This is a genomic window from Brevibacillus sp. SIMBA_040, assembly GCF_046535075.1.
Lineage (GTDB): Bacteria > Bacillota > Bacilli > Brevibacillales > Brevibacillaceae > Brevibacillus.
This window is the reverse complement of record NZ_JAWRXI010000023.1, coordinates 16,210-29,838: the sequence shown is the minus strand read 5'-3', so window position 1 is coordinate 29,838 and position 13,629 is coordinate 16,210. Positions and strand designations below refer to the sequence as shown.

The 13,629-nt window shown below is 47.7% G+C and carries 12 protein-coding genes and 1 pseudogene; 4 read left to right on the top strand and 9 right to left on the bottom strand.

Annotation, left to right across the window (positions count from 1 at the left end):
- Nucleotides 1-29 precede the first annotated feature (29 nt).
- From brnQ to SB752_RS27595, 4 genes are all read right to left on the bottom strand, one after another.
- Nucleotides 30-1,385, bottom strand: coding sequence for a branched-chain amino acid transport system II carrier protein (gene brnQ, locus SB752_RS27610; RefSeq protein ID WP_410718670.1), 1,356 nt, complete (start codon nt 1,383-1,385; stop codon nt 30-32).
- 447 nt (nt 1,386-1,832) lie between these two features.
- On the bottom strand, nt 1,833-2,567 hold the full coding sequence (locus SB752_RS27605) for a class I SAM-dependent methyltransferase (RefSeq protein ID WP_410718669.1): 735 nt from the start codon (nt 2,565-2,567) through the stop codon (nt 1,833-1,835).
- A 94-nt stretch (nt 2,568-2,661) separates the two neighbouring features.
- On the bottom strand, nt 2,662-2,940 hold the full coding sequence (locus SB752_RS27600) for a CD3324 family protein (protein WP_410718668.1): 279 nt from the start codon (nt 2,938-2,940) through the stop codon (nt 2,662-2,664).
- 248 nt (nt 2,941-3,188) lie between these two features.
- Nucleotides 3,189-4,109 carry a proline dehydrogenase family protein gene (locus SB752_RS27595; RefSeq protein WP_410718667.1) on the bottom strand — a complete coding sequence of 307 codons (921 nt, stop codon included), beginning with the start codon at nt 4,107-4,109 and terminating at the stop codon, nt 3,189-3,191.
- Between the two features lie 243 nt (nt 4,110-4,352).
- Between SB752_RS27595 and SB752_RS27590 the strand changes: the two genes are divergently transcribed.
- From SB752_RS27590 to SB752_RS27580, 3 genes are all read left to right on the top strand, one after another.
- The gene (locus SB752_RS27590) at nt 4,353-6,077 is read left to right on the top strand and encodes a sigma-54 interaction domain-containing protein (RefSeq protein WP_410718666.1); all 1,725 of its coding nucleotides are present in this window, start codon (nt 4,353-4,355) and stop codon (nt 6,075-6,077) included.
- The gene (locus tag SB752_RS27585) at nt 6,068-7,204 is read left to right on the top strand and encodes a winged helix-turn-helix domain-containing protein (RefSeq protein WP_410718665.1); all 1,137 of its coding nucleotides are present in this window, start codon (nt 6,068-6,070) and stop codon (nt 7,202-7,204) included. Before SB752_RS27590 ends, SB752_RS27585 begins: the two co-directional genes overlap by 10 nt.
- 75 nt (nt 7,205-7,279) lie before the next feature.
- Nucleotides 7,280-8,521: an MFS transporter gene (locus SB752_RS27580; protein WP_410718664.1), complete on the top strand. Its 1,242-nt coding sequence runs from the start codon at nt 7,280-7,282 to the stop codon at nt 8,519-8,521.
- On the opposite strand, the pseudogene SB752_RS27575 reads toward SB752_RS27580, so the two are convergent.
- The 4 genes and pseudogenes from SB752_RS27575 to SB752_RS27560 all read right to left on the bottom strand — a co-directional run bounded on the left by SB752_RS27575 (nt 8,493) and on the right by SB752_RS27560 (nt 12,203).
- Nucleotides 8,493-9,455: pseudogene (locus SB752_RS27575) on the bottom strand (PQQ-dependent sugar dehydrogenase). The gene SB752_RS27580 and the pseudogene SB752_RS27575 sit on opposite strands and share 29 nt — an antisense overlap.
- Before the next feature lie 157 nt (nt 9,456-9,612).
- A complete protein-coding gene (locus SB752_RS27570; protein ID WP_410718663.1) occupies nt 9,613-10,452 on the bottom strand; it encodes a TrmB family transcriptional regulator in 840 nt (279 codons plus the stop codon).
- Nucleotides 10,453-10,471: 19 nt separating this feature from the next.
- Complete coding sequence (locus tag SB752_RS27565; RefSeq protein ID WP_410718662.1) at nt 10,472-11,359, bottom strand: AEC family transporter; 888 nt, start codon at nt 11,357-11,359, stop codon at nt 10,472-10,474.
- A gap of 214 nt (nt 11,360-11,573) precedes the next feature.
- Nucleotides 11,574-12,203 (bottom strand): PilZ domain-containing protein, encoded by a 630-nt coding sequence (locus tag SB752_RS27560; protein WP_410718661.1) that lies wholly within the window; start codon nt 12,201-12,203, stop codon nt 11,574-11,576.
- Between the two features lie 118 nt (nt 12,204-12,321).
- Here SB752_RS27560 and SB752_RS27555 point away from each other — a divergent pair, with 118 nt between their 5' ends.
- On the top strand, nt 12,322-12,495 hold the full coding sequence (locus SB752_RS27555; protein ID WP_161807248.1) for a DUF5325 family protein: 174 nt from the start codon (nt 12,322-12,324) through the stop codon (nt 12,493-12,495).
- Between the two features lie 11 nt (nt 12,496-12,506).
- Here SB752_RS27555 and SB752_RS27550 read toward each other — a convergent pair whose 3' ends face one another.
- On the bottom strand, nt 12,507-13,562 hold the full coding sequence (locus SB752_RS27550) for a tetraprenyl-beta-curcumene synthase family protein (protein WP_410718660.1): 1,056 nt from the start codon (nt 13,560-13,562) through the stop codon (nt 12,507-12,509).
- Nucleotides 13,563-13,629: the final 67 nt, after the last annotated feature.

Sequence of the window (13,629 nt, the reverse complement as noted above, 5' to 3'; positions counted from 1 at the left end):
GCCCTCTTGTTTTTCTTTAAGGCTACCTATTACAGGTTGCTTGCCTTCTCTTGATAAATCTCGTTCTTTGTCTGGTTACTCGGCCACAGACTACCCCAAAGGAAGCCTAGCAAAGCACCTGCAATCGCAGGAAGCAGCCAGCCAATCCCCTCTTTGTGCAGCGGCAAATGCTTGTAAATCGAGGTGATCGCATCAACGGAGAGCCCCACTGAAGTAAGACCGTCCATCAAGCTGATCAATGCCGTTGCCACGATTGCACCTACGTAAACGGCTCTATATCCCTTGAACAATTTGTGGAAAAACGCCAGCAGCATCAAAACGATCGCCAACGGATAAATCGCCATCAGAATAGGGACGGAAATCGCAATCAGCTGTGTCAGTCCGATATTTGCTACACCGGCACTGAATACGCACAAAATCGCGGCCATCACTTTATAGGAAATGGCAGGGATGCGGTCTGAGAAGAAACGACTGCACGCTGTGACGAGTCCTACGGATGTCGTCAGGCAAGCCAGTGTAACGGCGGCGCCCAAAAGCATAGAGCCAAGCGGCCCAAACAAATGCTGAACAACCGTAGTCAAAATTTGTCCCCCGTTTTCGGACTGACCGAGCGAAAAGCTGGTCGCACCCATGTAGCCGAGAGCCAAATAAACAAGGCCCAAGCCGCAAGCCGCAATAATAGCGGCTTTGATTGTAGACCAGGTCACTTTTTTACGATCCGTTACCCCCTGGTTCTGAACAGCTGCGGTAACAACAATCCCGAATACCATGGCAGCCAAAGCATCCAAGGTCAGATACCCTTCCAAAAAGCCTTTGAAGAATGCAGTCTCCAGGTAAGCGCCAGTTGGTTGTCCCATCTCGCCCATAGGCTGGAACAAAGACTGTACAAACATGAGTCCAATAATGATAAGCAAAGCAGGTGTCAGCACTTTCCCGATCCGATCTACCAGCTTGGAAGGATTCAGGCAAAGCCAGAATGTTAACGCAAAATAGACAACCGTGGTGACAAAGAGTGGTACCCAGCTCCCTTTCATCGCCTCCGGTAAAAATGGCAAAATACCCATCTCAAACGTAACGGTCCCTGTTCGTGGAATCGCCAAAAACGGTCCAATCGCTAAATAGACGACAAATGTAAAAATAACGGCAAAAACAGGATGTACACGACCAGCCAATGTTTGCAGATTACCACCGCTCAAGCTGACGGCGATTACCCCTAGTAAAGGTAAGCCCACCCCAGTAATAATAAATCCAAGCATAGCTAGCCATACATTTGAACCTGCTGCTTGTCCCAAAGCAGGTGGAAAAATCATATTGCCCGCACCAAAGAACAAGGCGAATAGCATGAGGCCCACAGTTATAGTTTGTCTAGTTGTTAAATCTCTCATGTGTCTCCCCTTAATATTATTTATTTTAATAAAATTTTCATAAGTATAACTTAATTTTTTAGCCTGCATCAACCTTATTTTATTTCAAGCAGAATAAATATTTGGAAAATACGGGGGCGCTTGTTATTTAGGGGGTGGTGGGAGGAAAAAGGAGAAAAAAGCTCCAGATTCTTGGGTACCTTGCTTGGGGGTCATTCCTGTCCGGCTACATGCAAAAAGAGAAACCGCGTCCAAAGTGGCCGGTTCGAGATGCTTCTCAGAGTGGACGCTTAAAGGCGTGTTTCTCTTTTTGCCTTCCGCCTCGGCTGGTCCCCAAAGATCTTCGCTTTTTTCTCCTTTTTCCTCGCGCATCCTTGCGTCTTCCTAACAGCTTTTTTAAAACACGGAAAGAACAGAAAAACGCGGGAAAATCTTCCCGCGCTCAAAAATTAATTGCATGTATTCCGTTTATTCTTTTTCCGCAGCTATGATTAAAAACATCGGTCTGCGCAATTCATCCTGCATGCATGCATCCTGCTTCAGCATTTCATCCGAAGGGATCGGCTCCCGGACGGCCTTTAAAACAAAGCCAGCCCCCATCACGTCGTTTAGATACGTGGAGATCGTTCGATGATACTTGATGACATTGTCAGTCAAAAAAGTCGTTTTCCGAACTCCCTCCAACTGATAATGATCGACGGGCCAGTGCAGGCGTTTACCTTGATCATCATAATGCCAATCCTGTTCGTTTCGCGATGTAAATAAAGGGTGCTCTACTGAGAAAATGAAGGAGCCGCCTGGCCTTAAGCACTCATACACCTTTTGGCAAATGTCTGCAAAAGATTCGATGTAATGAAAGGCAAGCGAGCTGAGCACAACATCAAATTGCTCAGCTGCAAACGAAATATCTTCGATCGGAAGCTGTATATAGGTGATCGCAGGATCGTCCGTTTGCTTGCGAGCTTGCTCCAGCATATTTTCCGAAATATCCACACCAGTCACTAAACGTGCTTGCTGCTGGCGGGCGTACCGGCAATGCCAGCCAAAACCGCAGCCTAAATCGAGTACGTCCTTATCTTTTACAACTGGCAATAAAGAACGTAAGACATGCCATTCTCCTGCCGCTTCCAATCCTTTGACAGAGCGTGGCATTTGTTTATAAGCAAAAAAGAAATCGGTATCATCGTATTTGTTTTGTTTCATCCGGTATACAGAATCCTATCCTGGGCACTTTCTTTCGTCCTAAGATCAGCTTATCGATCAAACGAGAGGGTTACAGGACAAACATCATCCAGCATCAAGTTTGTACATTCTGCTCTTCGCGGATAATTCTACGGATGCTATGCTCGGTTAAAAAGTAGTGCTTGGCCAGCTCTTTGACTGAAGTCCCGCTGCGGTAAGCCTGGGCAATCTGCTCATTGCGCTCTTGCAGCAATTTTTTTGAGCCCGAATTGTCTCCCCATTGCTTTTTATGCTCTTGTTGAATCGGAATATACAAATAGTTTCCTTGTACATAGTTTTGGATATCGCGCACCAGCTTTTCGGGCAGCAACGCTTGGGCATTTTGATATTTCATTCGTGATTGCTCCTATCTATATAGCGTGACTTATATAGAGAAGCAAAGAGTACCAGTTTATTGTTGTGATAAAGGCTCTAAGCAAAGTACAGCTGGAACTCTTTGCCTAGAGCCATCATCAGCTCTTCGTACGAGCACGGGTCTCATGCCGATCAGCTCCTGTATGAATGTGGATTATAATTGTTATAACATGTTCGACCTATAAGAAAACACCCCCGGATTTTATTTCTCCGAAGGTGCTTGGTCTCTTATTTCGTAAACATACCTTTCAGAACAAACTTCACGTTTGCCGGGCTTTCCGCCAGACGACGCATGAAGTATCCGTACCAGTCATTTCCATATGGAACATAGACGCGCATTTTGTAGCCTTCACGTGCCAGATCGATTTGGGACTGGGTACGAATTCCGTACAGCATTTGGAATTCAAACTGAGTGCGAGGAATGTTGTGTTCCTTTTCCAGCTGTTTGACAAAGTTGATGATGTTGTCATCATGCGTAGCTACTGCTGCATAACCGCCATTCAACAGGTGCTGCTTGATGATTTTTTTGTAGTTCTCATCTACGTCTGGCTTGTTCGGGTAAGCTACTTCAGGCGACTCTTTGTACGCACCCTTTACCAGACGGAAGTTTACTTTTTTGTCTTTGAGACTGTCGATATCGTCGGAGGCTTTGTACAGATACGCCTGAATAACCGTTCCTACGTTATCGTACTCTTGGAGCAGCTCGTTCAAAATCTCCATGGTCACATGGTTGTGCGCATAGTCCTCCATGTCGATTCGCACAAAAATGTTGCCCAATTTTTTCGCTACATCCAACGTACGTCTCATGTTAGTCATGCAAAGCTCGCGGCTGATGTCCAGACCCATGGATGTCATTTTCAACGACAGGTTGCAATCTACACCGGACGCATGAATCGCTTCCAATGTTTTGATGCAGTAATCAGCAGATTCATTTGCTTCCTCAACACTAAATACGAACTCTCCCAGATGGTCGAGCGTGCACACGAGACCTTGCTCGTTCAGCTTGCGAACAGCACTGATTGCTTCCTGGATGGTTGCACCGGATACAAAACGACTGGCACCAAAACGCAGACCCCACTTTTTAGCTGCTGCGTTCATGGTTTGGTTTTTGGATAAGAATAGAAAAAAGTCCTTCATTGCTTGTTCCATCGTTGACTGTCTCCTCCTCAACGTACTCTACTCCTTTATACCTAGCACGAATCGTGCCAACACACTTTCCTTCGCTGTAGCTTCAGTTTCAGGATTTTGTCGTTTCAAAAGCCAGTATATTTCTTTCAACACATGTGTACATTTCGTGTCTATTCTTGTACACTTTTGATTAAAGATTGTTTATTAGCGACAAGAAAGCCCGGCGTGTCCTCTTTCTTGTTAGTTTGTATAGGAAGTGATGTTTTGAAACCGTTATTTTCACTGGATAGCGTTGTCTCTTCGATTGCGACCCCTGTAAATCCTGCCCAGATCAGGATACGCGCTGGAGAAAAAGAAGGTGTGTGGATAGACGGAGAGCGTACGGTGAAGGTAATCGCTGTTCAAGAATCTGCGACTTTGGAGGAATCCACCAGGCAGATTCGTTCTTTCCTGAATGACGAGGCGATGCCCGCCTTGGTCACGCTCAACGACAAGGGGACTCCGACTGGTATCATTTCCTCTCATCAACTGTTCACTGCTTTTCTCACCCTGGTTCAAAATCAGTCTGTTTTGCTCGGCACCTTGATGGATACGATGAGCGAAGCCGTTACCATCGTCGATTCCCGCAATGTCGTCCAGCATTGGAATCGAGCAGCTCAAACCATTTATGAAATTGATCGCTCTAGGGTAATCGGTACCTCTCTGGATGAGCATTTTGCCAGTGAATCCATTCGTCTGCTCGATGCCCTGCGGCAAGGAACCTCTGTTCAGCGCGTTTATCACATTCCACGGCCAGACAGTCACGTGTTAATTAATGCCGCGCCTATTCGGTTGGAGGGTCGCATCATTGGCGCCATTTCGATTGAACAGGATATTACCGAGTTGGTAAGGCTCAATGAGGAGCTGGCGCATACCACTGCCCATCTTCATAACCTGCAACAGGAAATGAGCCGTTTTCAAGCAGCAGACGATCCATTTTATGCGATCAAGGGACATTCAGCCTCAATTCAGTCTGCTATCAGCTCGGCCAAAAAAGTGGCACAAACAGATGCTACCGTGCTCATTTACGGCGAAAGCGGTGTCGGCAAGGAGCTGTTCGCCAAAGCCATTCATCAGGCTAGCCGCCGTAGAGAAAAGCCGTTCATCGCCATAAACTGCGGAGCGATCCCTGCTGCCCTGTTTGAGAGCGAGCTGTTCGGTTATCAGGGCGGAGCCTTCACGGGTGCGGAGAAAAAAGGCAAGCCAGGCAAGCTGGAGCTGGCACACGGAGGCACGCTGTTTCTCGACGAGATTGGTGAATTGCCGCTGGAATTACAGGTGAAGCTGCTACGTGCTTTGCAGGAAAGACAATTTTACCGCGTGGGCGGGACTGAGCCGATTTCCGTTAATACGCGAATTGTGGCAGCCACCAATCGTCAGCTCGAACAGATGGTATTCGACGGTCGGTTCCGCGAAGACCTCTACTACCGGCTCAATGTATTTTCACTGGAGGTTCCTCCGCTGCGCGAAAGAAGTGAGGACTTGCCCGAGCTGGTGCAAATTTTTATCCACGAGTATTCAGTGACCCATGAACAATCTGTTCCACGTATTACCTCCGAGGTAATGCAAGCCTTGTTTGATTACAGCTGGCCAGGCAACATCCGGCAGCTACGCAATGTCATTGAGCGCCTGTCCATTCTGCAGGAAAACGGCGTCATTTTGCCCGAGCATTTGCCTTCAGTCATTCGTTCTCACTCTAATGAGTCATTGCCATCTGTGACCGTTTCGAAAAGTATTTCCTTTTCACCTGCCATTGCTTCTCGTCCACTGCCACACTCTTTATACGCACCGGAGCCTGCCTCGACGGAGCGTGAGCGTATCGTCGCAGCTTTGGAGCGCACGTATGGCAACAAAAAGGCAGCAGCAGAGCTACTCGGCATGTCGCGAGGAACGCTTTACAATAAAATGAGAAAATACAATATAAATGAGGGATCATTCGGATGGGGCTAATTACTTGGTCCGATGATAAATATGAAGTTCAGTACGCGGGAGAGACAATCGTACTGTTACCGAAGGAATACGCGTTGCTTCATTTTTTATTTACGGGGAAAAATCGGACGTTCTCACGTGAAAATCTGCTCGATCGTGTATGGGCATTAGAGGAGCCCACAGATCGCACTGTCGATGACCACATCTACCGCCTGCGTAAAAAGCTGCAAAAATGGTCGCATTTGTTTACGATTGATACGGTTCGCGGGGTCGGCTATCGTCTGACCTGGAAACAGCAGCAACAGTCGCTTCAACCCGATATGCTAAATCGCGGCTTCTCGGAAAGTATTCAAAAAATGCTGTCCACCTATCACGGTATGGGGATGGGCGCTGCCATGCAGACGCTCTCTGCCAATCAAGAGGTGCTCGGGTTTCAGATGGACCCTTTTTACGCGATGTACATGCGGTTTATTACGGGCGATTTTGCGTGGTTTGTCGAGGACAAAACAGCTCCCATGGGGGATAAGCTGTTTTATCTTTTTCACCTGTATCACATGACTGAAATGGACTCTCACAAAACCATCGATGTATTTAAGCGAGTGGTCAAACATCAGGACCAGATGCCTGCTTCTTTTCAGGATGAGCTGCAAATCAATGCGATCGCCTTGTATGCGCAGGCTGGTGAATGGGATCTGGCACGGCAACAAATCAGCAAAGCCAAGCAAATCGTAGACGGACTTAATTCCGAGAGTTTCACCCTGTTTCTGCAAGCTGAACAAACGGTCCTCGCCATCCTGTCGGATCAAGTGGAAGAAGCCGAAGAGTTGATTCGTCGATCCACTGAAATATTGCAAACGATCCCGATGCAGCGCGAGCTAGGCAGCTTTACCGTCATGCAAGGAATATGCTTGTATCGGCGCAACGAATACGCCAAAGCCCGGCGTCTTTTGGATGAGGGCATCGAAGTCATTCGTGCGACCCAATTTGTCCCCCACTTGATTTATGCGGTACACAACATTTTGTTATTTTTTCAGCATTTTGATTGTGACCCAGAATGGGAGAACAAATACCAGAAAATATGGGCGGGCTTTTCAGAAGAGTATCAATTTGACTATTTGAAAAAAGTGATCCTGTCTTTGCTCCCATGATTCCATGATCCATATGATATGCCTCTGACAATTCCCTCTTATGATCGGAAGTAACAGATCGATGGAGGGATTTTTTTGCTCAGGGAAAACAAAACATTTCGCAAGCTGTTTATCGCCTATGGCCTCTCTACCCTTGGTGATTGGTTTGATTTTATTGCCGTTTCGATCCTTTTGGGGTTTGTCTGGCAGGCCGATCCGATAACGATGGCGATTTTGCCGATTGCCTATGCTGCTCCAGGAATCGTGCTCGGACAGTTCGCAGGTGTGATGGCTGACCGCGTCAACAAAGTCAAGATGATGATTCTCATGGATATCATTCAGGCGTGTCTAACACTGTTATTGCTCGCGATGCCCAATCCGGCTTGGTTTCTCGTGGTCATCGCACTCCGGTCATGCGCTTCCGTCTTTAATGATCCCGCGCAGCAGACACTGACACGCCAAATCGTTACTCCCGATCAGCTGTTAAAAGCAACCTCGTTGAATGGTGCCGTTTATCAAATGGGGAAGTTGATCGGTCCGCTTCTCGGAGGATTGGTGGCCGCATTTTTTGCACCTGCCATTTGCCTGATTATTAATGCAGGGAGCTACCTGCTTTCCACTGCCTTTCTTTTGACCATTCGCCGTATTGAGGATAATTTGCCACGTTCTGACTCACAGGCTCGGGCACTGCCGCTACGCCAGGCATGGCAGGAAGGCTGGAGTGTCTTTTTGCAAAACCGCGTGCTATTGTATAGCACCCTGTTCAGCGTAGCTGCCATGATGGCTATCCAGTTGGCTGATGCTCAGTTTCCCGTAATATTTCGAGAAAAAGTACCTCATAATCCGGAAATGGTCGGATATTCGGTCAGTGTAATCGGACTCGGAGCACTTTTCACGGTAACCTGGCTGCAGCGCCTGAAGGAAATCCGGTCATACGGCTGGGTGCTGGGTGGCGGTGTCTTCTTGATCGGCATCGGCTTTGCTGCAATCGGATATTATCAGCCTGGCAATGGGATGTATTGGATACTGGTTGCGTCTCTGATTGCAGGAATCGGAACAGGGCTTACCTCTGTTGGAACCAATTATCTCGTCCAAAAAGAAACCCCTCCAGAAGCGCTCGGAAGGGTCAGAGGAATTATTGATTCGATCACAAGTGCCACCTTCATTATCGCTCCGCTTATGGGAGGATTTTTGATGACGCTTTTGGGGCCAAGTACCGCATTCTTGTGGGTCGGCCTTCTGATTACAGGTGTCGGGGCTGGCGCAATATTGATTCAGCGACTCATCTGGGGCAAGCCGAGAGCTGCCACTACTGTTGTTTCAAAGCAAGCCGGATGATTTTGTCGTCGCCTTCCTTTGGCTCGCCGCGACCATCCCGATTGTTCGTCAACAAATAGAGCGAGCCGTCGGGAGCTTCAACCACATCACGCAGCCGTCCGTACTGCTGTTGAAGCAAAGCGGTGGATTCGCGAACCGTATCTGGCTGATTCGGGTCTATCGAGATTCGTTGCAGCTGCTCACCGCGCAGATTGGCAACGAGCAGCTCGCCTGCCCATGGCCCTTTCGATACAAATGTCATCCCTGATGGTGCCCATGTAATGTCCCCGCTTTGCAGGATCGGGGACTTCATCCCTGCTCTTTGCTCCGTGCCTTGTATTTCTGGCCAGCCATAATTGGCTCCAGCTTCAATCCGATTGATCTCATCATGCGCGGACTGACCATGCTCAGAGCTGTACAAAAAGCCTGTTTGCGGGTTCCAGGCGATGCCCTGCGGATTGCGATGTCCCCAGCTATATATGGGGGAGCCAGGGAAAGGATTGTCCACAGGAATCGTTCCATCCAGATTGATACGCAAAATTTTTCCTGCGAGACTGGCTCGATCCTGGGCTAGCTCGGGCCTCCTCGCATCTCCTGTCGTTATGTAGAGTCGTTGATCAGGGCCAATTTTAATTCAGCCTCCATTGTGGATCGAACTGCCTGGAATTTTATCGATCAGCACCTTGTCGATGACAGCCTTACTGTTATTTTCCAGCAGACGCAGTACGCGATTGTACGTGTCTTGTCCTTCCCGATACGTCTGGTACACATACACATAATGATTTTGAGCAAATTGAGGGTCAAGCACTAGCCCGAGCAGCCCTCCCTCTCCCTCACTGACAAAAGGAGCTGGGAATGAAATAAGCGGCTCGGGCAACAGCTTGCCTGCTTGAATGATTCGCACTCTCCCTGGTCTTTCTGTAAAGAAGATGCGACCGTCCGCCGCGAAGTCCATTTCCCACGGAACATCGAGCTGCTGTGCAGCTACCTCCACTGTGTACGGAAATAGTTGCTGATTCGCCTCTGACTGCACCACATTGTTGGCTTCACAAGCAACTACCGGCACGCTCAGAATTATAACCAGCAAAATGCTTAGCCATTTATTCCACATCTCATCCATTCCTCTCACCCTGATTTGTCCAATACGATTCCGGCAGCATTTTTCTGCCAAAGAACTGTTCCATCTCAGGCAAAATCCATTTGTCGAGCTGTTCCTGACTTCCTGCCTCCACGAGGCGATTGACGAGAATGTCATGCCATATATAATCTTCCATCAAAAATATATGGACCGGATCATCGGTGTAATACGCATTTCCTTTTCGCTCGGCTGAATGTCCATACAACAATTCTTTTCCATCAATCGATAAAACAAACCATCGTTCTTCTGTCTGCTTGTTTATATATTCATTGGTTCGGTGCTTATACAAGCCTCCCATCGGATTGTCCACATCAAACAGGATGCCTTTAATCGAGCAGCCTGCCTTTTCCTTTGCAAGCAGCTCGTTTTTCAGCTTGTCGTACATGGGCTCCCACATAGACAACAGAATCCGCTCCTTGGCTCGCCTAATCATAATGCGGCAAAAAGAAAGCACGTTGTCTTCGCCTCTGACCGTCGTAAGCGAGACGTCGCTTTTCGGTTCACGTTTTTCCATCGTCCGCAATTCGTCAGCGACCTTGCTCCAGCTCTCTTCAAAAGACTGCTTCGCCTGATCGAGAAATACGTCAACAGGCAGCGGCGCATAGCTTTTTGTCCCATCCTCCGCTTCCTCCAGCATAGCAATTCCGCGACCAACCAACGTATCGAGCGTGTCGTATACGCGGGCGCGAGGAATGCCCGACTCCTTGCTGATCTGATAAGCATTGGACGCGCCCAAGCTGACGAGCGCCATGTATGCCTTGGCTTCGTACTGATTGAATCCAAAAAGCTGGAGCTGCTCTAGTAATGTACTCACAATCTCTCTCCTTTTTCATCTATGGCAAATGGTTCATCACAAACATCAGCGTAAACGGACTCGCAATCGTAGTCAGTAATATAATCATCGCCAAGCTGGTGGTATCTCTCTCCTGGTCTTTGGCCAGCAGCAATAAATTTAATGACGTGGGCATCCCAAACATGAGGATCATTACACTTTGCTCCACTTTATCATCTGTCATCCATACAGCTAGTGGCCAGGCTACGAGTACCGGCAGTACCAGCTTCACTATACTTACCTTTGCTGCATCCCATAGTCCTTCTTTTCCATAACGATTCTTGCGCATTTCTGCCCCTGTCAAAAGCAAAGTCAACGGAAGCGTGGCACTGGCTGCCAAATTAAGAAAGGCGTCCAGTGCATCAGGCATGGTCAGTTCAAAGCCTTTCCACAGCAAGCCAGCTATAACAGCGTACAAATACGGATTTTGCAGCACCCTCCGAACTTTGCCACTCCACTCCCGTTCACCACCAACCTGCGCAAACCCGAAGAAAGCCATGTACAGGTTAAAAGCGAGGGAAACTGCCACCGCATACGGAACGGCATCTTCGCCGACTGCATAGCGGATCACCGCGAGTCCAAAATAACCAACATTCGCCAAGGTGGCAGCAAGGGCATTCCACTTCAGTTCCTCATGCTTCCAGCCGAACAAGCGTCCAACGACTTGAACCAGCAGCACATACACCAGCAGGGTGGTTACAAAAAAGTGAAGTACGATCATGCCAAGAGACTGAACAGATACCCCAGTGTGAACAAAAGATTGAAAAATCAAAATCGGAATGAGGTAATACAGACAAAGCTTCGCCAGTGAACGATTCTGTTCCTCTCTCCGTTGCGCAAAAAAACCTAATGCCATAAAGCCGAAAACAACAACCATCGCTTGCAGCATAAAAAGCCCTCCTGTTAGTCACTACTACAATAGTAACTACAAGGATGGCTTTTTGACAATACCAATTGCCTATCATTTACCGCTACAAATAATTATGTAGGTAAGTTTTTTTGGAACGAAAAGAAAACCTCAATCGAGGCCTTCTCTAAGGATGCTTTCTCATGAGGAAGGAATGATCAGGAGGCAGGTTCGAGAAGTGTACACTCGCTGATAATCAAATCGTTTGTTCTATTTGGACTTGCCTGCGTTCTTCAATTTGCCGATGCAGTATATATTTGCGCAGATTGTGAAAATGGCGTGCGTTAATGCCTTTGATCGTGCCACCAAACAAATAATGAGGACCTTCGATGCGCTCGTGAATGATTTGCAGCTCTGCCTTGACGACTCCGTCCGGGCGATTGCGTCCATACAACTCTACTGAAAAAACTAGCCCTTTTTCGCAAGGAATCGGTTTGTCCATACGAAACGCTAGCCCCCCCAAGCTCAAATTCACGAGATCAACCATATGGCTGTAAACAGAAAACAGCGAATCAGGCTCTTGGGTCGGATATTGAATCCAGCCTTTTACCTCCATATCAAATCTTGGATAGCGCCTGCGTTGTTCACGAAACTCAGTAGCCGTCGGTGAATGAAACAAAAATAGCCGATTTTGATCTTTTGCCACTACAACCGCATCAAAGTTACTAATGGTTTCATAATCAACATTCAATAAACAGGGGAGCTGGTCACCTACTGTCACATCCAACGGAGAAGAAAACACGACTTCTATCAGGTCGCCTTCTTCGTAGGTTACTTTCCCTTCAAACATCTGATTATTTTTTTTGAATTGTAAAATGCTTTCCATCTGCGGTATCCACCACTTCGCACAATATTTTACCGGGTTTTCCGGAATCTTTCCCTTGATATTTTTCGCGGAAAATAAGGTATAATGGGAGCATTGACAGATAGGAGGTTACAGACCGATGAATCGTTATCAAATGGTAACACTGGCTTTGGCTTTTTGCGTAACCGCCTGTCTCATCGGAGTTGGCATTGCCATCGGGGAGAAAAGTCCCCTCGGTATCCTTGGCTGTATCGTAGTTGCCTTCTCATTGATGGGATTTGGCTTTTCGTACAAGCGCAAGCATATGCGCTAACCTCTTCTCCGTTATCGCCTTACTAGTAAGCTGTTCACATAAAACAGTACGGAAGGCAAGCCCTTCGCCTGTTTCAACAGTTGTTTGGCAATGGTATAAATGCGTGGCTGGCTGCGATTTACCTTGCGATCTGCCAGATAGAATGCAACTAGCCCGTCAACGATCATACGGTGAAATGCAGGATTTGGCAAGCGTCTAACGCTTGCCTTTGCTTGTTGGATGAAAAATTGCAAGCGCTCTGTCGCTTCGAGCTCGGACCCATAGTAACTGACAAAGTTCAAATCTCCGCCCATTCTGTCTTCTTCCAAGTCAATCAAGTAGTCCAGCAAAATATGTAAACCACACATCCACGGAAAGTATGCCTCGCTTACTACTTCGATCTGCTCTTCCTTCACTGTGCTATCTGTCGCCATACAAAACAGGGCAAAAATACCGATGGTAGACCCTGTCACAGCGGCGAATTCCTGCCATTGTATATAGCCGTAACGCTCCTTGTGAATATCCCACCAGGCAAACAGCTCTTGCTCGCGTAGTTTTGGATCGATATGCTTATATACCTGCAAATCGCTATACAGACAGGAAAACTCCAGTACCTGCGATTGAATCTTCTCGTAAGCCGGCAGCTGTGCTGCGAACCTCTGACAGGTTTGGACCAAATCAGCGAGAAAGCCACCGTCATCCTTGTCCTCTCGATACAAATAGTAATCTCGCAGTGGAGCACCGGGAGTCAAGGCATCCTGCATGGATACATGCAGCTGTCTGAAATCTTGCGGATCAAGCGATGTACTGCGATCACACAAGTTGTCCAAATAATCACTGATAGTCTGATAAGCAACAATGAGAGGCACGATCGTTTCTACATGCCCTACTACTTGTGCGGCGTAGACACACCCGCCTTGACAGTGAAACTTCTTGGAGTCCATGCTGTCTTGTGCCTGCTTTCGTAGCTCCGGGTTGGGAATCGCCTGTGCCTTTTTATACCAGGCTGCAAACTCTCGCTCCAGCACAGGTTGTACATGGCGATAAACACGGTATAGTAACTGCCACGGATTACGTAGTTCGCTCACGAGCTTCCCTCCCAACAACAATAGAAATATCTTACCACATTTAGAGGCTCGCTCCAAAAAGTCAACT